We start from the raw sequence: 22,829 nt of genomic DNA, 5'->3' as shown, positions 1-22,829 counted from the left end.
CCATGGGAAAGTATAACGGCCAGCGCCCCGCGCATGTGAAGGCGCCCGCGCACCTCTCCAAAAGCCCGCCCGTGCCGCAGCCCGAGCCCATCGACCAACCCTCCATCCAGACGGAAGAACTCAGCCCCACCCGCTATGGCGACTGGGAACGTAAGGGCATCGCCATCGATTTCTAAGTCTCGGCCCGCCGACGATTTTGCACGATTGACGATGATCCGTGCCCATGGCGCGAGGGAGCGCCCGGGGCGCTCTAGCCATATCCGCCTCCTTCCGTGCAGGGTTTCCCTTGGAAATAAAGGGTTGGGGTTGCGCGTTTTGAATCTGGCTGCGGATGTTCAGGTGAAGGCGATTTCGGAATATGCGCCGGAAGACGCAGCGTTGCTGTGCGGGGTCGGGCGGCTGGTTTGCGCCTGGACCATGTTGGAGCAGAGTCTGGAAAAGAAGATCGCGATGATGCGGCAGGCGATGGGTGACGTGCGCACGGTGGGCACGCGCAACCGGCCCAGCATGGCCAAGCTGATGACGGAATTGCGGACCATGGTGACGATGCGCGACCGCCGCAACGCGACCGCCCTCAACGAGATTTCGGCGATCGAGCGCGACATGCAGCGCGTCGACCGTTTCCGTTCGCTCATCGTCGGCGGTTTCCAGGAACCCGCGCCCGGCGGCTTCACCTGCCGCGATCCCCGCAACCAGCAGGTGCATGTGTCGCTTGAACAGCTCGACGCGGAGACAACCGCGCTGGAACAGATGGCGCAGCGGCTGCTGGACGTCTGACATATTTATACTTCAGGAGAGGGATGGTTGACCTTTCCCGCGCGCGCGGCGATGCAAGGCCGTGCCCGCTGACAGCGAGAATGGAGAGTCATGTCGAATAAACCTGTTCGCAAAGCCGTCTTCCCCGTCGCGGGGCTTGGCACACGCTTCCTGCCCGCCACCAAGTCGGTGCCCAAGGAACTGCTCCCGGTCGTCGACCGCCCGCTGATCCAATATGCCGTGGATGAGGCGCGGGAGGCAGGGATCGAACAGATGATCTTCGTCACCGGGCGCGGCAAGGGGGCCATCGAGGACTATTTCGACATCGCCTTCGAATGCGAAGCCACCCAGCGCGAGCGCGGCAAGGATCTTTCCGCGCTTGAAGGGACGCGGCTCGACCCCGGCAACGCCGTGTTCCTGCGCCAGCAGGAGCCGCTGGGCCTGGGCCACGCCATCTGGTGCGCGCGCGACATCGTGGGGGACGAGCCTTTCGCCATCCTGCTGCCCGACGAGTTCATGAAGGGCGCGCCCGGCAAGGGCTGCATGAAGCAGATGGTCGATGCCTATGAGAAGATCGGCGGCAACCTCGTCTGCGCGCTCGAAGTGCCGATGGAGCAGACGCCGAGCTACGGCGTGATCGATCCCGGCGCGCGCGATGGCGCGCTGACCGAAGTGAAGGGCCTCGTCGAAAAGCCCGCGCCGGGCACCGCGCCCTCCAACCTGATCCTGCCGGGCCGCTATATCCTCCAGCCCGATGTGATGAAGATCCTTGAAACGCAGGAAAAGGGCGCGGGCGGGGAAATCCAGCTCACCGACGCGATGGCGGCCCTGATCGGCAGGCAGCCCTTTCACGGCGTCACCTTCGACGGCCGCCGTTTCGATTGCGGGTCGAAGGCCGGTTATATCGAGGCCAACCTGGCGCTGGCGCTGGAGCGCGCCGACCTTGGCGACCACATCCGCGCCTTCGCGACCGCCGAACTGGCCTTGGGCAAGGTGGCGGCGGCGGCTTGATCTGAACTCGCCCCTTCCGCTTGAGGGGCGGCCTGCGGACGATGTTAGCCCGTTCAGGCCTTGGCGCCATCCAACTTTTCCAGCGCGGCCCGGATTTCGCTGTGGCGGCGGCCGGTCAGCGGATAGCGGATCATCGCGCAGAACGCGATCATGGCGCAAACGGTTGTGAAGCCGCCATAGACGACCGCCAGGCCGGTCAGCGCGGCCGGGCTATTGTCCGCACCAAGGGCGGGCACATAGCCGAACGCATCAAGCGCGAGAAAGCCTATACCCACCGAGAGCGCATGGCCCAGCTTGAAGATGCCGGTGAGCAAGGCGAAAAGCAGCGCGGTCCTGTCGCTGCCGTGCAAGAGGCGTTCCTCGTCCGCCACGTCGGCAAGCATTGCCCGCGGCAGCATCGAGACCGACGTATAGGAAAAGCCCCCGAACACGGCCGGCACGAGCAGCAGGAACAGGAGGTTGCCCGGCGGCACGAGCAGGAAGATGAGCTGGCTGAGGGAGAGGCATATGGCGCCGAGCATGAGCGCCCGGTGCTTTTCCATCCGCGCCGATATCCATGCCCAGGCCGGCGATGAGATCATGCCGACGAGGAAATAGATCACGAGCTGCGAGCCGAAATCGCCGATCGTGAAATGCTTGACCGATGTGATAAACATGAGGCCGGTGACGGCCGCGATCCCCGCCGAGAGCCCCAGGAACAGTTCCGCGAGCATCACGCGCCGGGTCGATGGCAGCGCGAACAGCCCGAGATAGGCCTTGAACCCGCCATGCGCGCCCGGCGCCTTGGCCGGACCGGCCTTGCTCAAAAAGACCGTCGCCAGCGTCGAGGTGGTGATGAGGCCAAGAATGGTGATGCCCATCCACTGCACCAGATCCAAGCCCAGCCTTCCGTCCAGCAGCTTGGGCAACAGCATCGCGACAAGGAGTCCGATCGTCGTATAGACCTGCCACCATGCGAAGACCTTGCCGCGCGCCGCATAGTCGTCGGTCTGCGCCGCGCACAGGGCCAGGTGCGATAGCGCCATGATGGAAAAGCCCAGATAGGCCGTCGCCAGCGCGAAGATGAGATAGGGGAAGCTGACCTGCGCGGGCGGGAAGAAGCAGAGTAGCACGCCGACGCCCAAGGGAAGGCTGCCGCCCAATATCCAGATCTGATAGCGCCCCAGCCGCGATCGCGTGCGATCCATGAGACTCCCCAGGAACGGGTCGATGGCGATATCGGCGAGGCGGATGATCATGAAGGCGAAGCCGGCCTGCGCCAGCGTGACGCCATGATTGCGCGTCAGGTCCTGGGGCAGGATGGTCGTCAGCGACAGCGACAGCGATGCGAGCGGGGCCGCGACCGCCGTCAGGAGAGCCAGGTTTTTCGCGCTGATATTGGCGGCCGTCATCCTCATCCTCTCACAAACCGTCGAAGCTATATGTGCTATGGAGAGCAATAAGGCAGTTGTTACAATTAAGGCAGTCGTTGTAATTAGAGCATCACAGACGGATTATTTATCGGCTCGTCAATGGCGCTGCCGATCATGGCTGGGCATGCTGCCAATGCAGCCGGAAGATTGAAGGAAGATTGCACCATGGCGTTGCGTTCCCGCTATCCCCTCGACCCTCGCCGGACCGGCAGGCCCGCGCCGGCCGCGCTGGTCGAAACGCGCGATGCGATCGCGGGCGCCGTTTCTCCCTATACGCTGGCGGAGGGCGCGATGGTCGCCGAACGGACGGTAGGCGGTGTGCGCTGCATCGTGGCCAGCCCGCGCCAACCGGCGCTGGGCGGCATGATCTATTTCCATGGCGGCGGCTATCGGCTGGGCGGCCCGGACCGCATGGCGGGGTTCCTGTCGCGGCTGGCGGCGGACGGCGGCTGCCGCGTTATTGCACCGGCCTATGCGCTGGCGCCCGAAAATCCCTATCCGGCCGCGCTGCACGACGCTGCCGCCGTGATCGATGCCGTCGCCGCGGAGGCGCCGGACGTGCCGATGATGATCGGCGGCGATTCCGCCGGAGGCGGTCTGGCAGCGGCATGCTGCATCGCGTTCGGGGAAAGCCTGCCCTCCCTCAGGGGCGCGGTGCTGCTTTCGCCCTGGCTCGACCTGCGCGTCTGCGCCGACTCGTTCGAGCGATGCGCGCCGAGCGACCGCCTTTTTTCGCGGGAGTCCGCCCAGGACGCAGCGAACAGCTATCTCCAAGGCCTGCCCGCCGACGCCCCGTTGGCCTCTCCCCTGCTCGCCGGGGCGCTTGACGGAATGCCGTCAACGCTCATCATCGCGGGCAGCGCAGAGGTGCTGATCCAGGACAGCATCGATTTTGCTGCACGACTTGCCGCGCAGCATATCGGTGTCGAACTGTCTGTCATTCCCCACATGCAGCATGTTTCCCCGACGCTCTTCCCGGACCTGCCGAGCAGCGCGCGCAGCCTTTCGGCGATCACCCGTTTCATGCGCGAGCGGCTCAACGGGACCGGGCTGATCGCTGACCCGCAATCCTGATCATGACCGACGATGTTCATCCCGCCGATTCGCGGATCAGCCTGCCCGGCACGCGTCGCAATCTCGCCAAGTCGGCGACGCGGGCGCTCGAAGTACTGGAATATTTCGCGGGGATGAAGCGGCCCCTGCGCGCCACCGAAATCAGCCATGCCTTCGGCTGGCATAGCTCCAGCACCGATCAGTTGCTCAAGACCATGGTCGATTCCGGCTATCTCATCTTTGAGGCGGCCAGGAAGCTCTACCGCCCTTCTCCCCGCCTCGTGCGCTTCGGCGGCTGGCTCACCGGCGATTATTATGGCGGCGAACGGCTCTATCGCCTGCTCAATCTCGTCCACAGCCGGTCGGGCGAGATTGTGACATTGGCGGTTCGGCAGGAAGATCAGATGCAGGTCGTCGATATCGTGCAGCCGGTGAACAGTCCCCACGCGGCGCCCAAGGGCGTGAAGGTGCCGCTGATCGGCTCTGCCCTGGGAGGTGCCTATCTCGCCTCGCGGGCCGACGGCGATATCCGGCAGATCATCGAATATCTCGATCGTCATCGCCGCGACCGTCAAGACAGGGTTCCCGGCATCATGGAGGAGGTCCAGGCGATCCGCGTCCGCGGCCATGCCTCCGGAGGGATCGGCGTAGAAACCGACAACTGGTCCATCGCCATGGCGCTGCCCCCCTGCGATGCCGATGTCGGAATCGTTCTGGGCTTTGCCGGGCCGACCAGGAGAATCAGATCGCATGAGGCGGAACTGGCCGCGCTCATGCGCCGGTGCGTCGCCGAAATATTGATGCCCTGATCAGCGGCCGGGACAGGATTTTCCATCACTACGGAAAAATTGCCTCTCACAAGTATTTGATCGGGATCATGGCGGCTTTCATTGACTTCTGACGGCGCCAGCGCCGATTCATCCGCCAACGTCGCGACAGTGTGGCCATGGAAAGTAGACGGGTGGGGATGCCGAATGTGCTCTGCGAGATCGATGTGCTCGAATGCCGGATGGGCGCGTTCGTCCGTGCCTGGCGCGTCTTCCATCCTCACGGCAATCGCGTCGACACAATCGGGGCGCGGCGACTCAGAGCGGCAGGAAGACCGTCTGACAGGCAGCGCCGATAACTGAAGAGAGGACCGAGAATGCAGGACATATTTGGCCTTCAGGGTCGCACCGCGATCGTTTGGGGCGGCGGCCAGGGGATGGGCGAGGCATCGGCGCTTCGCCTGGCCGAAGCGGGCTGCGACGTCGCGATCGTGGATGTGGAGATGGACCGCGCGAGGAAAGTGGCCGACCGCATTGCCGCGCTCGGTCGCCGGTCCGTCGCGTTGTCGGCGAATGTCGTCGAAAAGGAGGCGGTCGAACGGGCAACGCGGGAAGCGGAAGCCGCCCTCGCCCCGCTTGACGTGATGGTCAACGTCATCGGCATGGCCGGCTGGAGCAAGCTGGTCGATATGCCGGAGGAGGAGTGGGATCGCATCGTCGATCTCAACCTCAAAGGTTTCTTTCTGGCCGCAACGGCGGCGGCACGCTCGATGATCGCCGGCCAGCGCAAGGGAGCGATCGTTTCCGTCTGCTCGGTCAGCGGCCTGACGTCGGCTCCCATGCATGGCCACTACGGCGCAGCGAAGGCCGGCATGCAGAACCTCGTGCGGAGCATGGCGTGCGAATGGGGGCCGCTCATCCGCGTCAATGCGGTCGCGCCGGGATCGACCGAAACCGCGCGTGTCCAGGCCACCCCGGAACGGCTGGAGGAAGCGCGCAACCGCATCGCGCTCGAACGCATGGGCAAGCCGGACGAAATCGCCAAGGCGGTGCTGTTCATGGCGTCCGATCTGGGCAGCTATGTGAATGGCCAGACCCTTCCGGTCGATGGCGGCTGGATGGCCGGCGCACTGATGGGCTGGAAGGAACAGAGTTTCACGCCGCCGCCGTCGGCCAATGTCGCCTATGCGGGAGACGCTGCGGCATGAACGAAAGGGAAGGAGCACTCCTTTCGCAGCATTAACATCCGGGGGACGGCGCGGGCCGTCCCCTCTTTGCGATCATGGCTAGTATTAAGCCATTATATTGATGATATGGGAACCGATTTTACTTGGTTGCCTATAGTTCAGCAAACATTGTGCCGGTTTCGGCAAGAGTCATTCTTGATTGAGGTCGAACAGCGACACGCCATCAGGAACCATGCGTATTTGCGCAGCCTTGATAAAGGGGAGGTAATATGAACTATATACGCCGTTATAGTGCCGTGCTGGCGCTTGGATGCAGCACGCTGGCGATCGTGTCGCCCGCCATGGCGGAACAGTCCATGCAGGATCAGGGGGCATCCGCCGATTCCGGCGCCATCGTCGTCACTGCCCGCCGCAAGGAAGAGCGGCTCATGGACGTGCCGGCGGCCATCAGCGTGATCAACGCCGAAACGCTGATGGCCAAGGGCATCACCAGCCCGACGCAGCTGACCCAGGCGATTCCGTCGCTGCAGCAAAGCTCGTCCGGCTTCGGCAACAGCACGCCGCACTTCCTGATCCGCGGCCAGCGCCAGCAGCTCGAATTCATGCAGTCTGACCAGTCGGTCGGCGTCTATATCGACGAAGTCGTCGTGCCGCGCCAGCAGGGCCTGAACGCCAGCCTGTTCGACATCGCCAATGTCCAGGTCCTGAAGGGGCCGCAAGGCACCTTGTTCGGCAAGAACCAGACCGGCGGCGCGATCCTCTTCACCTCGCAGACGCCGCAGAACGACTTCGGCGGCTATGGATCGATCACGATCGGCGACTATCAGGCGCGCAAGGTCGAAGGCGCGATCAACATTCCGATCACCGACGATCTCCAGATCCGCCTCGCCGGGCAGATAAACCGCCGCGACGGTTATATGCACAACATCAGCGACGATCGCTATTATGGCGACACGCATACCGACGGCTGGCGCGTTTCCGTCCATTATGCCCCTGGCGGCGCACCGATCGAAAACTGGCTGATCGTCGCGGGATCGACCCAAAAGGAGCTTGGGGCGCTTTCCAAGCAGTTTGCCTCGACGATCGGCCTTCCGGGCGTGGGGACGTCCGGCCTGTTCACGCTTTTCGGCAGTCCGGAGGGCGATGCGCTCTACACCGCGGCGATCCGGGCACAGGCTGCCTCCTTCGGGCGGTGGGAATCCGGCGGCGTCAGCCCGTATCAGCTGCCCAACGGCGATAATGTGGACATCAAGAATTTCTCCGTCACCAACAAGACCGAATTGCACATCAGCGACGACATGACGCTGCGCAACATCTTCGGCTATCGCTATCTGGAAAGCTATCAGAGCGCGAATATCGGCGGTGTTGCCGGTTTCCACTTTATCCCAGGCACGACCGCCACCAACGCTTCGGCGTCGCGGCTCGTGCTGCCGGTGGGACCGAACGGCGTTCCCCAGCCTGCCGGCAATATCGTCTGCGGTCCGCAGTCCGGCTATAACTGCCTGGCGGTCGGCTTCTATTCGTTCAACTATGTTGAGCAGCGCCAGATCAGCGAGGAATTGAACCTGCTCGGCAGCATGATGGACGGCAAGCTCGATTATATCCTGGGGGGATATTACTTTCGCGAGCATGGCGTGCAGATCACCAGCAACTTCGTGCCGATCTCCCATGCCCCGCGCATAGGCATTCCCCAGAACGAGCCGGCCAACCAGAGCACCGCCATTTTCGGCCAGCTTACCTGGCATCCGGTTTCCACCATATCGGTCACCGCCGGTCTTCGCCAGACCTGGGACAAGCGGGAAACCAACGCCCGCACCGTCACGTCGCTGAGGGATTATTTCCCCTGGAGCGGCGGCATTATCGACGCCGACGGAGTGGACGCCACCTGCGCGTTGCAGGACAGCCCCACCACGACACTGCCGAACAACACGCCGGGCAATCCCGACAACTGCCTTTTGTCCGCCACGGCCAAGTTCAAGAAGCTGACCTATACGGCCAGTGTCGACTGGCACCCGACCCCCGATACGCTGGTCTATGCCGTGACGCGCAAGGGCTATCGTTCGGGTGGCTTCAACCATTCGGCGACGCTTCAGTCGGCCACGAACCCGACCGTGCTGACGCCGTTCAATCCGGAAACCGTGACCGATTACGAGGTCGGCTTCAAGAGCAACTGGCGCTTCGACAACGGTATGCGCGCGGGCCTCAACGTCGCGGCCTATTACAACAAATATAAGGATATCCAGCGCGCCCTGACCACGCTGGTCGGCTCCAAATCGGTCACGGCAAATGCGGCGAACGCAACGATCAAGGGCGTGGAGGTCGAGGCCCGCTTCGAACCGACGCCCTTCCTGGAGCTGACGGGCTATTATTCGTACATCAAGCCCAAGTTCAAATCCTTCATCGTTCCGGATAACGGCCTCTACCGCGACGCGGGCGATTACACCCAATCGAAGTTCAGCGGCGTGTCCGCCCATTCCGGCGGCGCCACACTTCGGATGCATGAAGACCTGCCTGACGACAACGGCACGCTGTCGGCCAGCGTGGACTATTATGGACAATCCGGCACCTATTTGCAGGACAATAACTGGGATGCCGTAACGCAGACCCATCTCGCGGCCGAATTCGTGCCGGGCTATTGGGTGCTGGGCGCGAATATCGCCTGGCAGAATGTCATGGGCAAGCCGTTTGACGCCTCCTTCAACGTCCGCAACCTTGCGAACAAGCGCTACATCACCGGCGGCGTCGACGGATCGACGTCGCGTATCGGTACGCTGGCCTATTTCATCGGCGAGCCGCGCATGTTCACCTTCAACCTGACCTATCGCTTCTGACAGCGGCCCGGTCGGCGGACCGAATGGGAAAAGGGGGCCTCCGCCAAGGCGAAGGACCCCTTTTCCTTTCGCCCGCGCCAGGAAGCGGACAGTCAGCAGTCGATGTCGGCGGGCGCGTCCCAGCCCATCGCCCCGGCCAGATGGCGGGTGAACAGATTGTTGTTGGGGTTGGCCCCCGGCGCCGGCCGGGCATTCAGCCAGCACTGGCGCGTCACCAGCGTCGTCCCGCGCGCGCAGGCGAACACCTCATGCCACAGCAGCGCGTCGGTCGACCGGCCGGTCAGTTCCTTCCACAGCGCGATCGTCTCGTCACGGGTGCCCAGCCCGTCGAGCCGCGCCACGCCGATCCCCGTGCTGAACATGGCGTCCATGACCAGCCACCAGGCCAGATCGTGCAGACCGCCCGCCAGCGACGCCTGCTCCCAGTCCAGCACCACCCGCACCCGGCCGTCTTCGCCGAAGATCATGTTACCGATGCGCGCGTCGCCCCAGGCCAGGCCGGTCTCGTAGGCAGCGGGCATATTGGCGTCGAGCCAGTCATAGGCGCGTTCGAGCATCGGCACTTCCCGTCCCCCGCTCGACCATGCATAGGCCGCCTTCCAATAGGCATATTCCTCGGAGAACCCGTCGCCCGGCCCAAAGCCGCCATAATCCGGCCTTTCGAGGAAGGGCAGCAACGCCATGTCGAAGCGGTGGATGGCCGCCATCTTCGCCATCGCGTCTTCCCATACCGTACGCCGCATCGCCACCGGCGCGTCGAACAGCCAGCCCGAAAGATTATAGACCGGATGCGACACCGGCACGCGGCCCGTCACCCGCTCCATCACGAAGAAGGCGCCGCCCAGCACGGCCGGATCATGCTCTTCCCACAGGATGCGAGGCGCCGGAAATCCGCCCGTGTTGAGCACCCGGATCAGTGCGATCTGCCGTTCGAAGCCGGGATCGAGGAACATCTGATGCGCGCCGGGATGAAAACGCAGCACATAGCTCTGCCGGACGGGCTTGCCGCTTTCCTGCCATTCAGCCTCGAACAGGATAGTCTCGTTGGAGATGCCCGCGCCCACGGGATGGCTGAAGGAGGACAGGACCAGCCGCGTCGCGTCCGGCATCCGTCCCTCCAGCCAAGCCGTCAGCCGTGCCCGCATATCGTCGAAATCGCGGCCCCGGTCCACGACCATCACCCGGCTCTGGCTGCTGGTCAGCGAGCTTTCAGCGCCCTGCATCGCCATAATCGTCCTCCTCCAGTTCCATCGTCAGGCCACGGGCGCGAAGACCGGCAGCGTCAGGCCGCTGACCTCGTCTTCCTCGAACCGCACCGCCACTTCCAGCCCGACATGAATCCCCTCCATCGGGCAGTCGACGATGTTGGTGTGAAAGAAGGGGCCTTCCTCCAGTTTCAGCACGGCCACGCAATAGGGCACATGCGGCGCCATGCGCGGCGCATAGGCATGGTGCATGATGGTATAGGTGTGGACGGTGCCGCGTCCCGATGCGGGCACCCACGCCATGTCGGTTCCGCCATGCTCCACGCACCGGCTGGCGGGCCAGTAATGCTTCCCGCAAATCCCGCAGCGGTGCAGCAGCAGCTCGCCCCGCCGCGCGCCTTCCCAGAAGGGCAGGTCGAGATGATCGCCGCCCAGATTCTTGATGACGGCAAGATCGATGCTCATGGCTGATTCCCCAATAAAAGGGTGGCGTGGTTCCAGCTATTCTGGACGCCCGCATTCAGGCCATGGCCGCTGCACAGGGCGATGTCGGCTTTCTTGAGCTGTCCCGCCCCCGCCTGCCCGCGCAGTTGCACGATGGCCTCGATGATCGGCGTGAATCCGGTCGCGTAGAAGCCGGACAATTGCCCGCCCGCCGTATTGGTCGGAATCGGGCCGTCCGGCCCATTGCCCCCCTCCGCCACGAAGGGGCCTCCGTGCCCTTCGGGCGCGAAGCCATAGGCTTCGAGCTGCATGATGACCGAGATGGTGAAGGGATCGTAGAGCTGCGCCATGTCGACATCGGCCAGCGTTATCCCCGCCTGCGCAAAGGCGCGCGCCTTGGCCGGGGCGATATTGTCGTGATGATCGTAGGGGATGCCCTTGTGCCAGTTAGCGATATTCTGCCCCATGCCCGCGCCAAGGATATAGACGGGGTTGGGCGAAAGCTGCCGCGCCCGATCCGCCTTGCAGACCAGTATCGCGACCCCGCCGTCGGTGTCGCGGCAGCAGTCGAGGCGGCGGAACGGATCGACGATCATCGGCGAACCCTGATGATCCGCCAGCGTGATCGGCTTGCCATAGCCGGTCGTCCCCGGCCGCACGGCGGCATAGGCGCGCTGCGTCACCGCCACGGCGCCGAGCTGTTCGGATGTGGTGCCGAACAGGTGCATGTGCCGGCGCGCGTGCAGGGCGTGCGCGCTCGCCGCGCCCATCATGCCGTAGAGCGAGGGATAGCCGTAGCTGTGCGCGCCGATCGACTTGAGGTCGGGCACGCCGGGTATATAGCCGGATGTGGGCGCGATGCCGTAGACGCAAGCGACCATCTCCGCCTGTCCCGCCTCGATCATGCCGATCGCCGCCAATATGCCCGCCGTGGGCGTCGCGCCGCCGCAGGAGAGAGCCCAGCTGAAATTGGGCGACAGCCCCAGATAGCGCAGATCTTCGCGCTCGCCCCAGCAGTGAATATAGCCGTCGATGGCGTCGCGCTCGAGTCCTGCCTCGCGCAACGCCCGCTCGACCGCATCGCCGCGCAGGTCGCGGTCGCTGCGGCCCAGCCTGATCCCCTGCTCGGTCAGGCCGAGCGCGGCGATGGCGAAGCGGCCCCTCATTGCAGCACTTTGCGCGCCTTCATGTCGGCGATGGCCGCCGCATCGAAGCCGGCGGCGGTCAGCACGCCGTCGGTATGCTCGCCATAGCCGGGCGCGCGGCGCGGATTGATGGGTGCCGCCTGACCGTCATAGGCGACGGGGCCGGACACCAGCTGCACCCTGCTCCCGTCCTCCACGGCCAGGTCGTAGACCATGCCGTTGGCGGCCGCCTGGGGATCGGCGGCGACCTCGCGGACGGACCGGATCAACTCCCACGGCGCATTCCACGCTTCGAACAAAGGTTGCCAGTACGCCCAGTCCCGCGTGCCGATCCGCTGGCGGATGATGGCGCATAATGCCGGCCCATTCTCCATGCGCGCCTGCCCGGTGGCGAAGCGGGGATCATCGACGCACGCCATGATCTCCAGCATCTCGCACAGCCCTGGCCAGAAGGCGTCGGGCGCCAGCAGCATGAGCTGAATCCAGCGATTGTCGCGCGTCTTGTAGGCGCTCATCAGCGGGAACCGATCTTCCTGCCGGATATAGCTGTGCTCGTCGAAGGCGGGCGCCTGCGAATAGGTGATGTCGCCCGACAATATCCACATGGCGTTGGCCAGCAGCGAGGTTTCGACCACGGTCGCCTCGCCCGTCCGCTCGCGCCGGAACAGCGCGCCGGCGATGCCCATCGCCATCGACACCGATCCGGCATGGTCGCCCAGCGCCGGCCGCGAGCGGACGGGGCTTGCGGCGTCCGGGCGGGTCAGCACATGGGCGAAACCGCCGCGCGCCCAGAAGGCGGAGGCGTCAAAACCCGCCTTGCCTGCTTCCTCGCCCTTGAATCCCAGGCCGTTGCCGCGCGCATAGATGATCCTGGGATTGCGCGCGCGCAGGTCGTCCACGTCCAGCCGCAATTTCGTGAGCGCCTGCGGGCGCAGGCTGGTCAGGAACACGTCCGCCGCCTCGACCAGCCTCAGCAGGACCTCGCGCCCTTCCTCGGACTTGAGGTCGATGGCGACGCTCTTCTTGCCATGGTTGTTCAGTTCCATGGCGAGGTTGATGTCGCCCAGTTCCCGGCCGTCATGGACTTTCAGCGAGCGATAGGGATCGCCGCCGTCCGTCGTCTCGATCTTGATGACCTCCGCGCCTTGATCGACGAGGAGCGCCGCCGCGCCCGGCACGAACACATATTGGGCCAATTCGATGATACGAACTCCTTCGAATATCCTGCCCGTCAATGCATATCTCCAAATATGCCCGTGCCCCGCGGCATCAGTTGACCGACGGCGAGCAGCCGCCGTCGACGCGGAAATTCGCGCCGTTGATGAAATCGGCGAGCGGACTCGCCAGGAACGCCACCATCGCGCCTATGTCATGCGGCTGGCCGATCCGTCCGACCGTCTGCTGCACCAGATTCTCGGCCACATAGGCTTCGGTGCGCGCGCGGTCGGCGCCGAATCCCTGCGCCTGCGCGATGCCATCCAGCCAGCCGTCCAGGGCAGGCGTGGCGATCATGCCGGGACTTACGGTATTGGCCGTCACGCCGGTCAGCGTGAGCGCCTTGGACAGGCTCACGGTCAGGTTGACGATCGCCGCCTTGCTCGCGGAATATTGGGGCACGGTCTCGCTTGGCGCGGACGCGGCGGCGCTGGCGATCTGGATGATGCGGCCCCAGCCCCGCTCCTTCATCGCCGGACTCAGCAGGTGGATCAGCCGCAAGGCGGCGACGGCGTTGTTGTTATAGGTGGCAAGCCAGTCGTCGGGCGTCTTATTGTCGAACCCGGCCGCGCTCTGCTGCGCCTGCCCGCCGGCATTATTGACGAGGATGTCGATGCCGCCCAGCGCCTCGGTCGCGGCCTTCGCCACCGCCGCCGCCCCTTCGTCGCTGGCAAGATCGCCCAGCGCCACCCCGACGCGCACACCGCTGCCGCGAAGGTCCGCGGCCACTTTACCGGCCCGCGCCGCGTCACGCCCATGCACGACGACCGCTACGCCTTCCGCCGCCAGCGCCTGCGCGATACCAACGCCGATACCGGAGGTTGAGCCGGTTACAAGGGCGCGCTTCCCCGACAATCGTAGGTCCATGATTTTCCTCTCCGCTTGGTGCCCGTTCTGTCGTTTTATTCGCTATATCGACTAATATGTCTAAAATACGAACCAGTGCAAGCGTAAGCGCGCCCGCGTCCCATCGGGGAAGCGGATGTTCGGCGTTTATTCGGCGGCCATCACTTCGCCCATGTCCATACCGGCTTCCGCCCGTCGCCGCTGCTTCATCATGCGGCGGCTCATCAGCCCTGCGGTATCGGGCTTGAGCACCACGGGGCGCAGCTTGATGAGGTCCGTTTCGCTGCCCATGAACGCCTGCTGCGCTTCCAGCATCGGCCCGTCCTGCGTTTCGAATATCTCCTTGACGGCTACGACCTGCCGGGCGCTCAATTCCGCATTGTCGATCTGGAAGTTGCGCGCGGTCGCCCAGAAATAATGGGTGGTATATTCCGTCTCGGGCGTCAGCAGGTGCGCCGAAGGGATCTGCACGCCCTGCTCGATGCTCCCTCCCTGTTTCCAGAAGGCGGTATAAACGGCCAGCACGCCCGGCGCGTCCCAGCGCGTATGCCCCTGTCCTTCGACCCATTCGGCATCCAGCCCCCACAAAGCACGTCGTTCGGGACTCAGATAATAGCGGGGCCGCCACAGCATCGACCACAGCGTATCGCCCTCCTGCTTCACCTCGTTGCGGAAGCTGGCGAAGTCCGAGCCGTCATGAACGCCGGGATGGAGATAATGGACATGGCTGAGATCGAGCAGATTGTCGGCAACGATCTCTGCATTGGCCTTCATATGGCTGTAGCCGGTCGGCGCGGCGAAGCGGTCGTCCTCCGCCATGAAGCTGAAATCGGGAATGGTGCCGGGATCGGCCAGCGCGGGATCGCCCATCCAGATCCAGATCGCGGCATGGCGCTCGACCGCCGGATAGGCGCGCACGCAAATATCCTTGCGGCCGTCATGGCCAGGCTGGTTCGGATTGTCGACGCATGTCCCGTCCACGCCGAAACCCAGGCCATGATAGCCGCATTGCAGCATGTCGCCGACGCGCTTGCCCATCGACAGCGGCACGAAACGGTGTGGGCAGCGGTCGTCGAGCGCTGCCACCGTCCCGTCGCTGGCGCGGAACATGACGATGCGCTGGTTGCAGATGGTCCGGCTGACGAAATCGCCGTCCAGCTCCGACCCGAAGCCGGCGACGTACCAGACATTCTTCAGAAAGGGCGTATCCGACATACTGTCTCTCCTGATTTTATCTATGATCGGCCGGAAGAATAACGCCGCACGGCCCTTGACTGAAAGGTCATAGTTCCGTCATTTTCAGCCATGGCCCTGCGCATCGCCTGTGTCCTTTATGATGGCTTTCTGCTGCCCGACGTGGCGGGGCCGATCAGCGCGTTCGAATTTGCGGGCGTGGTGGCGACAGGCGGTTACCGCATCGAAGCGGTGGCCTCTTCTGCCCGCGCGGTGCGCAGCAGCGCCGGCATCACCATCAACGCCGCCGATTATCGCGATCTGGAGGGATGCGACATCGTGCTGCTGCCCGGCGGCATCAGCCCGCGCGATCCCGCCGCCTATCGCGACATATTGCCCTTCATCCGCGAATCCGGCCGGTTGCGCCGCCGGATCATCGCGCTCTCCTCGGGCACCTATGTGCTGGCCGACGCGGGCGTGCTGGAGGGGCGGCGCGTGGTGACGCATTGGGGTCTCGCGGCGGAGTTCATGGAGCGTTTTCCGGACGTCGCGCTCGACGTTGCCAACCTGTTCCTGCGCGACGGCCATATCTGGACGTGCGCGGGCATCAACGCGGCCATCGACGTGGCGCTGGCGGTGATCGCGGAAGATTATGGCGCGGCCGCGGCGCAGCGCACGGCCGCCGGTCTGCTCATGCCCTTCCGCCGCCTGGCCACCCAATCGCAGCGGCCGGCGCTGACGGAGGCCGCCACGGCGGACGGCCGCGTCACCGAAGTGCTCGCCTGGGCGCAGGAGCGGCTTCACGAGCCGCTCGGCGTCGAACGGCTGGCGGACCGCGCGGCACTCAGCATCCGCCAGTTCGGCCGGGCCTTCCAGCGCTCGACCGGCATGTCGCCCGCAAAGGCCATAGAGCATCTGCGGGTCGAGCGCGCCCGCGCCGCGATAGAAGGCGGCGCGCGTGCCTTCGACGAGGTCGCCGACCGCTTCGGCTTCGGCAGCCCCGACCGGATGCGCCGCGCCTTCCTGCGCACCATCGGCCGCACGCCCCAACAACTGCGCCGCGAACAGCGTCTTGCCGATCTTCGGCGCAGGCGATCCGGCGGCCACGCATCGCAGACGCGCTGACGCTCCATCGGCTGTCCCGTTCCTTCAGGCCTGAAGCCCGTTTGAACCCGGTTTCCCGCTGTGATATCGACGGACGGAGGCGGATGAGGCGCGACACTTTCCGACCTTGGGGAGAATGGCCATGGCGATCGATTACGACAGGTTAATGGGCTTGCGCATTCCCGAGGCCGCGCACAGCTACACTCCGCGCGACGTGATGTTCTATGCGCTCAGCGTCGGCCTGGGCGCCGATCCCCTGAGCCGGGAACAGCTTGCCTTCGTTACCGAGAAGGACCTGCGCGTCCTGCCGACCTTTGCGTCGGTGCTCAGCCATGTCGGCCTTTGGACGCATCATCCCGATGCGGGCATCGACGCATCCCATGTTCTCCACGGCGGGCATGCCCTGACCTTGCACCGTCCGCTGCCGGTGGAGGCGACCGTCATCGCCCGATGGCGCGTTGCGGACATCGTGGACAAGGGGGAAGGGCGGGGCGCCCTCGTCCTCACCGAAACCGATATATCGGACAAGCATAGCGGCGAAACCTTGGCGACGGTCACGGAAGTGGTCATGTGCCGCGCGGATGGCGGTTTCGGCGGCCCGCCGCGCCCGCCGCTGCCGCCGCCCCACCGCTTGCCGGAGCGCGCCCCCGATCATGTCTGCGACCTTCCATCGCTACCGCAGACGGCCTTGCTCTATCGTTTGAACGGCGATTACAACCCGTTGCACTGCGATCCCGATTACGCGGCCGCCGCGGGCTTTCCGGGTCCGGTTCTCCACGGCCTCGCCACTTACGGCTTTGCGGGACATGCGGTGCTGCGGACGCTATGCGATTACGATCCCGCGCGGTTGCGCGCGCTGTCGTGCCGCTTTGTCGCGCCCGCCTATCCGGGCGACACTTTCCGCACGGAGATCTGGCTGGACGGCGATGTCGTCAGCTACCGCACGCGGGCGCTGGAACGCGACGTCATCGTCCTGTCGAACGGACGCGGGGAGATCGTGCCCGCCTGATCGCTCATGACTCCGGCGCCGTTGGCAGCGCGTGCCGCAGGGCTTCCACCACGGCATTGAGCGCCGGCGAATCGCTGCCCGGCATCCAGGCGGCGACCAGCTCCATCCACTGGTTCGACGGCAGATCGATGATCGGCAGGAACCGAACCCCCTTCATCCCCGTCTCCGCGGCCGATGCCGGGACGATGCTCGCGCCGAAGCCTGCCGCAGTCAGGCTCAGCATCGTGAAAGTCTGGGATGCTTCCTGCCGCACCTGGGGCGTGAAGCCCGCCGCTTCGCAGGCAGCGAGCAGCGGCGCGAGACTGTGGGTCCCGTGCCGGAAGGGCGGCATCACGAAGGGTAGGTCGGCCAGTTCGGCAAGGCGGATTTCCGCCTTTCGCGCCAGCGGCCAGGCTTCCGGTATGGCGGCGATATTGCGCACCCGCTCGATCACCAGCGATTCAAGACCGTCCAGCATGCGCGGCGCGGGATGCACCAGCGCCAGGTCGATCTTGCCGGCGCGCAGGCTCTCGATCTGCTGCGCGGAGGATTGTTCGATCAGCTTGATATGGACCGAGGGCATGGCTTCGCGGGCCCTGCGCATCAGGGTCGGCAGCGCCTTGAACAGCGCCGTGCTGATGAAGCCCACATCCAGTTCCGCGATATCGCCGCGCGCCACCCGCTGCGCCTGTTGAGCGCCGGCCTCAAGCTGCACGAGGGCGCTCTTCACCTCGGGCAGGAAAACCCGCCCCGCGGCGCTCAGTTCGACGCGGCGGCTCGACCGGTCGAACAGCTCGACGCCGAGATCCGCTTCCAGCCGCTTGATCGACTGGCTGAGCGGCGGTTGTGCGATGCCCAGCCTCTGTGCGGCCCGCCCGAAATGCAGTTCCTCCGCTACGACCATGAAATGTCTGAGCTGCCGAAAATCCATTGCTGCTGCTTATTGGGCGGGCAGCGGGACGGCAAGGCTTCATCCTGGCCTTTGGGTGCCGCGGCTATTGACCCTTGTACATATCTTGTTCTTAAATGATCGGGGAAACTGATATTGATTTTGATATGGAGAAGGAAGGCCAATGGTTGGCGACGCCGGCAGCATTGCGGAGCGGCTTTTCCGATGACCTGCGAAGTGGTTCTGGCCCGGCGGCCCCAGGGGGCGCTTCAGGCTTCCGACCTGCGGCTCCAGGCGCAGTCCCTGCCGGCGTGCGGGGAGGGTGAGATCCGGCTGGCGATCCGCTATCTCTCGATCGATCCGTTCACGCGCATATTCCTCGACGAGCAGGCGCTCGGCGGCGCCATGCAGGGCCTGCCGCTAGGCAGCGTCTTGCCCGGCGCGGCCGTGGGCGAGGTCGTCGAATCCCGTGCCGACGGTTTTTCGCCCGGGGATATGGTCGAAGGCCGCTTCGGCTGGCGCGAGGCGATCGTGACCGGCACGGACGGCGTGCGCCGGCTCGATCCCGCGCTGGGTTCGCCTCGGGCGGCGCTGGGCATATTGGGATTGCCGGGCACCACCGCCTATACCGGCATGATCACCGTCGCGGGCATCCAGGCGGGCGAGACGGCGATCATTTCCTCGGCGGCGGGCGCTGTCGGCCTGACCGCCGGGCAGATCGCGAAGATTCGGGGCGCGCGCGCGGTCGGCATAGCAGGCGGACCCGAAAAATGCGCCATGGTTCTCGACCATGGTTTCGACGCCTGCGTCGACTATAAGGCACCCGGCTTTGAGCAGGCGCTGGTCGACGCCTGCCCCGGCGGCGCCCAGGTCTATTTCGACAATGTCGGCGGCCAGGTGGCGATGGCCGCCTATGCCGCACTGGGTCGAGGCGGACGGGTGGCCCTGTGCGGCCTCCTGTCGCTCTATCAGGGCGAGGGCGGGGAGGCAGGCGATCTTGGCCGCTTCATGCGCCTCATCATGTCGCGTGGGCTAAGGATACAAGCCTATGGCACCGTCCAGATCTGCCTGCCGGAGGCACTGCCGGACCTGTCGCGCTGGCTTAAGGACGGCGCGATCCACATACCCGAAACGGTGGTGGACGGGCTGGCCGCCGCGCCTCAGGCCTTCGCCGACATGCTGACCGGCTCGGCCCAGGGGAAGCTGATCCTGAAACTGCCATGACGGGGTGCCGTCCGGCATAGGCATTTTTCGGCAATCAGCCTGCCTTAGCCTGCACTGAGTCCGCCATCGACGGGCAGGTTGACGCCCGTGATATTGGACGCGAGGTCGGATGCCAGGAACAGCGCCGCCTTGGCGCAGTCCATCGGGTCGATGGGCCTGCCGAGCGGATGCATCTGGCCATAGGCGGCAAGCTGCGTGTCGCTGGGCTCCGCAAAGGCTTCCTGCGTTATGAAATTGGTGATCATGCCCGCGGGGCACACCGAATTCACGCGGATGCCGGATTTGGCGACTTCCATGGCGAGCGTGCGGGTCAGCGCGACGATCGCGCCCTTGGTGCTGCCATAGATGACGCCGCCCCAGCCGATCAGTCCCGCCACCGACGCGGTGTTGACGATGGTGCCGCCGCCGCCCTGCGCCTCGAACTGGCGGATCGCCAGCTTGCAGCCGTTGACCACGCCGCCCAGATTCACCGCGACGAGCTTGTCGAACTGGTCCTGCGTCGCGTCCTTGAGCGGGGCCGGCCCGCCGGTGATGCCGACATTGTTGTAGATGATGTCGAGCCGGCCATAGGCCTTCGCGGCCGTGTCGATGGCGGCCTGCACATCGGCTTCCTTCGCCACGTCGCAGGTGACGGCGATCGCCTCGCCTCCCTCCTGCGCGACGAGGCGGACGGTGTCCGCCACCCAGTCGCTCATGATGTCGGCGCAGACCAGCCTCGCCCCATGCCGCGCGAACAGCAGCGCGGCGGAACGGCCGACGCCCGAGCCGGAGCCAGCGATGACCACGGACTTCCCGGCCAGCAATCCCTCGATCATCCTGCCAGCCCCGCTCATGTGGTGACGCTCATGCACTTGATTTCCTGATAGATGCGAAGCCCTTCGACCCCGCGCTCGCGGCCGACGCCGCTAAGGCCGCGCCCGCCGCTCGAGGCATAGGCGCTGAACATCCCGCCATTGACGTTGACGGTGCCGGTCCGCAGCCGCGCGGCGACGGCCATGGCCTGCGTCATGTCCTTGCCGAAGACATGGCCTGACAGGCCATAGGGGGACTCATTGGCCATCTCTATGGCATGGTCGATGTCGCGATAGCCGATGACACAGACCACCGGACCGAAGATTTCCTCCTGCGCGGCGGGGTTGCCGTTGTCCGGCAAGTCGAGGATGGTCGGCTCGAAATAATGGCCGTCGGGCAGATGGACGGGCCGCTTGCCGCCATGGACGATGCGCCCGCCGGCCGCGACGGCCGCGGACACGAAGCTTTCGCAGCGCTCGACCTGCGCCCTGCTGATGACCGGTCCCATCGTCGTGGCGGGTGCATCGGCGGGGCCGATCACGGCCCTGGAGAGCGACTTGGCCATGTTGGCGAGGATCCTGGCCTTCTCGCTTTCCGGCACGAAGATGCGCGTACCGAGCACGCAGCCTTGGCCCGAATGCGCAAGGCAGACGCGATCGGCCGCGCCCGGCGCCATGTCGAGCGCGTCGGGCAGGTAGATCTGCGCCGACTTGCCGCCCAGTTCCAGTTGCAGGCGCTTCATCGTGTCGGCCGCCTGCTTCATCACCATGCGGCCCACGTTGGAAGAGCCGGTGAACGTCACCATATCCACGCGCGGATCGGTGCTCAGGATCACGCCCCCTTCATTGCCGCCCTCGGCGACGATGCTGAACACGCCGTCGGGCAGCCCCGCCACCTGCGCGGCCTCGCCCAGCAGCAGCGCGGACAAGGGCGTCAGCGGGCTGGGCCTGAGGATCACGGTGTTGCCGGTGATGAGCGCCGGGAAAATCTTCCATGCCGCGATCCATAGCGGGAAATTATAGGCGGAGATCGCACTGACTACGCCGACAGGCTCGTAGACCTGAAAACTCTGTAGCGAATAGTGGGGCGTGAACCGCTCCGACAGCGGCAGCGGGTTGTCGGTGACCGACGGCAGGGTCAATGCCATATCGATGATGTCGAGCCCATGTTTGATCGCGAGATCGATCTGCGCGAACTTGACCATGGAGGCGCGGACCAGACCGGCCTCCGCCACCACGAGATCGGTGAAACGGTCGGCGTTGGCCTGTATCCAACCCAGCATGGCGCGCAGCTTTTCGGCGCGCTGCTGAACCGGCAGGCTCGACCAGCCGCCGCCGTCGAAGGCCGTCCGCGCCTTGCCGATCACCGTGGAAATCTGTTCTGCCGATGCGCCGTCGACAGTGGCGAAGCACTTGCCGGTCGAGGGGTTCTCGACCTCGAACGAAGCGCCTGTGCCCTGCCTGTATTCTCCATCGTAAAGACCGGGCCACGCCTGGCGTGTGTCGGTTCCGGGTGCGTGATCCAGCAGCATCAGACTCTCCGATGGCGCGCGCTGAGGCGGCCTTGGGGGAAGGGCGGGGCGTGCCGGCGCAAGTCGATGGGGCGCCGCCCCGATTGGGCAGGTATCGTCAGCCGATACCGAACAGGCGTTTGGCGCGGCCGCAGACGATTTCGTATTTTTCATCCTCCGGAATGCCCTCGAACAGGTCCGCGATACTTTCGCGGCTATGCGGGAAGGTGGTTTCCGAATGCGGATAGTCCGACGACCACATGATGTTCTTCGCGCCGGGCAGGTGGCGCGTGAAGATGCCCGGCTTGTCGTGGATGAACGAGCCGTAGACATTCTGGTCCATGTAGAAGCTGGGCGGTTCGGTCAGGCCGTTCTTGGTCCAGAAGCGCTGCTTCTTCCAGGTCATGTCCATATAATGCGCGGCAAAGGCAAACCAGCCGACACCGCTTTCGATGCTGGCGAAGCGCAGCTTGGGGAAGCGCTGGAACACGCCGCCGAAGATCAGGATGGCAATGGGTTCGGCCATCGAGAATTTGGTCATCAGCAGGTCGGACAGAAAGAAGCGCGGCTCGTTCCACCGCGCCATGCGGGCGCCCAGGTGGATGGTGATGGTGATGTCGAGATCGACGACGGCGGCCCAGAACCTGTCGAACGACGAATCGTCATATTGCAATTCGCCATGGGGATTGCCGGTCAGTGCGACGACTTGCGCGCCGCCCGCGGTTTCCATCGATTTCAGCGATTTCGATTGGGGGAAGGCCGGTATGTTCACGGCCCTGAAGCCGCGCGCCGCCATGCGCTTGAGCATCGCGATCGATTCGTCGACATCGCGCATCGGCAGATAGGCGACGCCCGCCAGCCGCTTCGTGTCATAGTCGCAGAAATCCGCGAGCCACCGATTATAGGCGTCGAAGCTTTCGATATAAAGATCGTCATTGGAGGTCGCCAGCGGACCCCCGCCGAACATCACCGCGGCGTCCAGCCCGTCCGTGTCCATGTCCTTCAGCCGCTCGTCGGGCAGCCAGCCGCCGCCGCGCATATCGGACAGGCGGCCTTCCATCTTGAAGTCCTTGCCGTCGCGGCCCGCCTGCGCGCCGATGAGGTTCAGCTTCTTGCGGCGTCCCTCGAACACCACATAGTCGGCATCGTCGCCATGCTCGATCTTCGGCGCCATCTCGCGCAGCGCGGGGGGCAGATAGTCCTGCCAGAAATCCGGCGGCGGATTCACATGGCTGTCGGCGCAGATCACCTGATATTCAGTCATCATCGCATCTCCC

General features: G+C 65.0%; 21 protein-coding genes. 10 read left to right on the top strand and 11 right to left on the bottom strand.

All coding sequences use genetic code 11. The annotated features are described in order from the left end of the window. The first annotated feature begins 2 nt into the window (after positions 1-2). The 3 genes from IQ35_RS09590 to IQ35_RS09580 all read left to right on the top strand — a co-directional run bounded on the left by IQ35_RS09590 (position 3) and on the right by IQ35_RS09580 (position 1,767). Entirely contained in the window at positions 3-176 is a 174-nt protein-coding gene (locus tag IQ35_RS09590; RefSeq protein ID WP_021245343.1) for a DUF1674 domain-containing protein, read from the top strand. A gap of 172 nt (positions 177-348) precedes the next feature. Beyond that, the gene (locus tag IQ35_RS09585; RefSeq protein WP_040602952.1) at positions 349-777 is read left to right on the top strand and encodes a hypothetical protein; all 429 of its coding nucleotides are present in this window, start codon (positions 349-351) and stop codon (positions 775-777) included. Between the two features lie 90 nt (positions 778-867). Then, complete coding sequence (locus tag IQ35_RS09580) at positions 868-1,767, top strand: UTP--glucose-1-phosphate uridylyltransferase (protein ID WP_021245341.1); 900 nt, start codon at positions 868-870, stop codon at positions 1,765-1,767. A 53-nt stretch (positions 1,768-1,820) separates the two neighbouring features. On the opposite strand, the gene IQ35_RS09575 is transcribed toward IQ35_RS09580, so the two are convergent. After that, on the bottom strand, positions 1,821-3,158 hold the full coding sequence (locus tag IQ35_RS09575; protein ID WP_021245340.1) for an MFS transporter: 1,338 nt from the start codon (positions 3,156-3,158) through the stop codon (positions 1,821-1,823). A gap of 186 nt (positions 3,159-3,344) precedes the next feature. On the opposite strand from IQ35_RS09575, the gene IQ35_RS09570 reads away from it, so the two are divergent. The 4 genes from IQ35_RS09570 to IQ35_RS09555 all read left to right on the top strand — a co-directional run bounded on the left by IQ35_RS09570 (position 3,345) and on the right by IQ35_RS09555 (position 9,017). Next, on the top strand, positions 3,345-4,253 hold the full coding sequence (locus IQ35_RS09570; protein WP_158636634.1) for an alpha/beta hydrolase fold domain-containing protein: 909 nt from the start codon (positions 3,345-3,347) through the stop codon (positions 4,251-4,253). Between the two features lie 2 nt (positions 4,254-4,255). After that, positions 4,256-5,041 (top strand): IclR family transcriptional regulator, encoded by a 786-nt coding sequence (locus IQ35_RS09565; protein ID WP_145072950.1) that lies wholly within the window; start codon positions 4,256-4,258, stop codon positions 5,039-5,041. 335 nt (positions 5,042-5,376) lie between these two features. After that, a complete protein-coding gene (locus tag IQ35_RS09560; protein WP_021245337.1) occupies positions 5,377-6,207 on the top strand; it encodes an SDR family NAD(P)-dependent oxidoreductase in 831 nt (276 codons plus the stop codon). A gap of 248 nt (positions 6,208-6,455) precedes the next feature. Continuing rightward, on the top strand, positions 6,456-9,017 hold the full coding sequence (locus IQ35_RS09555; RefSeq protein WP_145072947.1) for a TonB-dependent receptor: 2,562 nt from the start codon (positions 6,456-6,458) through the stop codon (positions 9,015-9,017). A gap of 92 nt (positions 9,018-9,109) precedes the next feature. On the opposite strand, the gene IQ35_RS09550 is transcribed toward IQ35_RS09555, so the two are convergent. From IQ35_RS09550 to IQ35_RS09525, 6 genes are all read right to left on the bottom strand, one after another. Continuing rightward, positions 9,110-10,246 (bottom strand): phosphotransferase family protein, encoded by a 1,137-nt coding sequence (locus tag IQ35_RS09550; protein WP_145072944.1) that lies wholly within the window; start codon positions 10,244-10,246, stop codon positions 9,110-9,112. A gap of 24 nt (positions 10,247-10,270) precedes the next feature. Continuing rightward, positions 10,271-10,687 carry a Zn-ribbon domain-containing OB-fold protein gene (locus tag IQ35_RS09545; RefSeq protein ID WP_145072941.1) on the bottom strand — a complete coding sequence of 139 codons (417 nt, stop codon included), beginning with the start codon at positions 10,685-10,687 and terminating at the stop codon, positions 10,271-10,273. After that, a complete protein-coding gene (locus IQ35_RS09540; protein ID WP_021245929.1) occupies positions 10,684-11,832 on the bottom strand; it encodes a thiolase family protein in 1,149 nt (382 codons plus the stop codon). Before IQ35_RS09540 ends, IQ35_RS09545 begins: the two co-directional genes overlap by 4 nt. Continuing rightward, a complete protein-coding gene (locus IQ35_RS09535; protein WP_021245930.1) occupies positions 11,829-13,046 on the bottom strand; it encodes a CaiB/BaiF CoA transferase family protein in 1,218 nt (405 codons plus the stop codon). The genes IQ35_RS09540 and IQ35_RS09535 overlap by 4 nt, the downstream gene beginning before the upstream one ends. Positions 13,047-13,080: 34 nt before the next feature. Further along, the gene (locus tag IQ35_RS09530; protein WP_021245931.1) at positions 13,081-13,893 is read right to left on the bottom strand and encodes an SDR family NAD(P)-dependent oxidoreductase; all 813 of its coding nucleotides are present in this window, start codon (positions 13,891-13,893) and stop codon (positions 13,081-13,083) included. Between the two features lie 126 nt (positions 13,894-14,019). Continuing rightward, positions 14,020-15,087 (bottom strand): Rieske 2Fe-2S domain-containing protein, encoded by a 1,068-nt coding sequence (locus IQ35_RS09525; RefSeq protein WP_021245932.1) that lies wholly within the window; start codon positions 15,085-15,087, stop codon positions 14,020-14,022. Between the two features lie 90 nt (positions 15,088-15,177). Here IQ35_RS09525 and IQ35_RS09520 point away from each other — a divergent pair, with 90 nt between their 5' ends. After that, the gene (locus IQ35_RS09520) at positions 15,178-16,170 is read left to right on the top strand and encodes a GlxA family transcriptional regulator (protein ID WP_145072938.1); all 993 of its coding nucleotides are present in this window, start codon (positions 15,178-15,180) and stop codon (positions 16,168-16,170) included. A 121-nt stretch (positions 16,171-16,291) separates the two neighbouring features. Continuing rightward, positions 16,292-17,158 (top strand): MaoC/PaaZ C-terminal domain-containing protein, encoded by an 867-nt coding sequence (locus tag IQ35_RS09515; protein WP_145072935.1) that lies wholly within the window; start codon positions 16,292-16,294, stop codon positions 17,156-17,158. 4 nt (positions 17,159-17,162) lie between these two features. Here IQ35_RS09515 and IQ35_RS09510 read toward each other — a convergent pair whose 3' ends face one another. Then, positions 17,163-18,068 carry a LysR substrate-binding domain-containing protein gene (locus tag IQ35_RS09510; protein ID WP_021245935.1) on the bottom strand — a complete coding sequence of 302 codons (906 nt, stop codon included), beginning with the start codon at positions 18,066-18,068 and terminating at the stop codon, positions 17,163-17,165. Positions 18,069-18,251: 183 nt separating this feature from the next. Between IQ35_RS09510 and IQ35_RS09505 the strand changes: the two genes are divergently transcribed. Then, on the top strand, positions 18,252-19,250 hold the full coding sequence (locus IQ35_RS09505) for an NADP-dependent oxidoreductase (RefSeq protein ID WP_145072932.1): 999 nt from the start codon (positions 18,252-18,254) through the stop codon (positions 19,248-19,250). 44 nt (positions 19,251-19,294) lie between these two features. Here IQ35_RS09505 and IQ35_RS09500 read toward each other — a convergent pair whose 3' ends face one another. From IQ35_RS09500 to IQ35_RS09490, 3 genes are all read right to left on the bottom strand, one after another. Continuing rightward, the gene (locus IQ35_RS09500; RefSeq protein WP_242003316.1) at positions 19,295-20,083 is read right to left on the bottom strand and encodes an SDR family NAD(P)-dependent oxidoreductase; all 789 of its coding nucleotides are present in this window, start codon (positions 20,081-20,083) and stop codon (positions 19,295-19,297) included. Further along, positions 20,080-21,573 (bottom strand): aldehyde dehydrogenase family protein, encoded by a 1,494-nt coding sequence (locus IQ35_RS09495; RefSeq protein ID WP_145072929.1) that lies wholly within the window; start codon positions 21,571-21,573, stop codon positions 20,080-20,082. Before IQ35_RS09495 ends, IQ35_RS09500 begins: the two co-directional genes overlap by 4 nt. Before the next feature lie 97 nt (positions 21,574-21,670). Further along, the gene (locus tag IQ35_RS09490; protein WP_242003315.1) at positions 21,671-22,819 is read right to left on the bottom strand and encodes an amidohydrolase family protein; all 1,149 of its coding nucleotides are present in this window, start codon (positions 22,817-22,819) and stop codon (positions 21,671-21,673) included. Positions 22,820-22,829: the final 10 nt, after the last annotated feature.

This window comes from Sphingobium wenxiniae, assembly GCF_007830065.1.
In the GTDB taxonomy this organism is placed as follows: domain Bacteria; phylum Pseudomonadota; class Alphaproteobacteria; order Sphingomonadales; family Sphingomonadaceae; genus Sphingobium; species Sphingobium wenxiniae.
This window is presented reverse-complemented; position numbering and strand designations above follow the sequence as displayed.

Excerpts from the sequence above, each read along its gene's own strand:
- IQ35_RS09590 (WP_021245343.1), top strand. The coding sequence starts at position 3 with ATGGGAAAGTATAACGGCCAGCGCCCCGCGCATGTGAAGGCGCCCGCG.
- IQ35_RS09515 (WP_145072935.1), top strand. The coding sequence starts at position 16,292 with ATGGCGATCGATTACGACAGGTTAATGGGCTTGCGCATTCCCGAGGCC.
- IQ35_RS09560 (WP_021245337.1), top strand. The coding sequence starts at position 5,377 with ATGCAGGACATATTTGGCCTTCAGGGTCGCACCGCGATCGTTTGGGGC.
- IQ35_RS09540 (WP_021245929.1), bottom strand. The coding sequence starts at position 11,832 with ATGAGGGGCCGCTTCGCCATCGCCGCGCTCGGCCTGACCGAGCAGGGG.
- IQ35_RS09545 (WP_145072941.1), bottom strand. The coding sequence starts at position 10,687 with ATGAGCATCGATCTTGCCGTCATCAAGAATCTGGGCGGCGATCATCTC.
- IQ35_RS09525 (WP_021245932.1), bottom strand. The coding sequence starts at position 15,087 with ATGTCGGATACGCCCTTTCTGAAGAATGTCTGGTACGTCGCCGGCTTC.
- IQ35_RS09500 (WP_242003316.1), bottom strand. The coding sequence starts at position 20,083 with ATGAGCGGGGCTGGCAGGATGATCGAGGGATTGCTGGCCGGGAAGTCC.
- IQ35_RS09495 (WP_145072929.1), bottom strand. The coding sequence starts at position 21,573 with ATGCTGCTGGATCACGCACCCGGAACCGACACACGCCAGGCGTGGCCC.
- IQ35_RS09580 (WP_021245341.1), top strand. The coding sequence starts at position 868 with ATGTCGAATAAACCTGTTCGCAAAGCCGTCTTCCCCGTCGCGGGGCTT.
- IQ35_RS09555 (WP_145072947.1), top strand. The coding sequence starts at position 6,456 with ATGAACTATATACGCCGTTATAGTGCCGTGCTGGCGCTTGGATGCAGC.
- IQ35_RS09510 (WP_021245935.1), bottom strand. The coding sequence starts at position 18,068 with ATGGATTTTCGGCAGCTCAGACATTTCATGGTCGTAGCGGAGGAACTG.
- IQ35_RS09570 (WP_158636634.1), top strand. The coding sequence starts at position 3,345 with ATGGCGTTGCGTTCCCGCTATCCCCTCGACCCTCGCCGGACCGGCAGG.
- IQ35_RS09490 (WP_242003315.1), bottom strand. The coding sequence starts at position 22,819 with ATGATGACTGAATATCAGGTGATCTGCGCCGACAGCCATGTGAATCCG.
- IQ35_RS09520 (WP_145072938.1), top strand. The coding sequence starts at position 15,178 with ATGGCCCTGCGCATCGCCTGTGTCCTTTATGATGGCTTTCTGCTGCCC.
- IQ35_RS09505 (WP_145072932.1), top strand. The coding sequence starts at position 18,252 with ATGACCTGCGAAGTGGTTCTGGCCCGGCGGCCCCAGGGGGCGCTTCAG.
- IQ35_RS09575 (WP_021245340.1), bottom strand. The coding sequence starts at position 3,158 with ATGACGGCCGCCAATATCAGCGCGAAAAACCTGGCTCTCCTGACGGCG.
- IQ35_RS09530 (WP_021245931.1), bottom strand. The coding sequence starts at position 13,893 with ATGGACCTACGATTGTCGGGGAAGCGCGCCCTTGTAACCGGCTCAACC.
- IQ35_RS09550 (WP_145072944.1), bottom strand. The coding sequence starts at position 10,246 with ATGGCGATGCAGGGCGCTGAAAGCTCGCTGACCAGCAGCCAGAGCCGG.
- IQ35_RS09565 (WP_145072950.1), top strand. The coding sequence starts at position 4,256 with ATGACCGACGATGTTCATCCCGCCGATTCGCGGATCAGCCTGCCCGGC.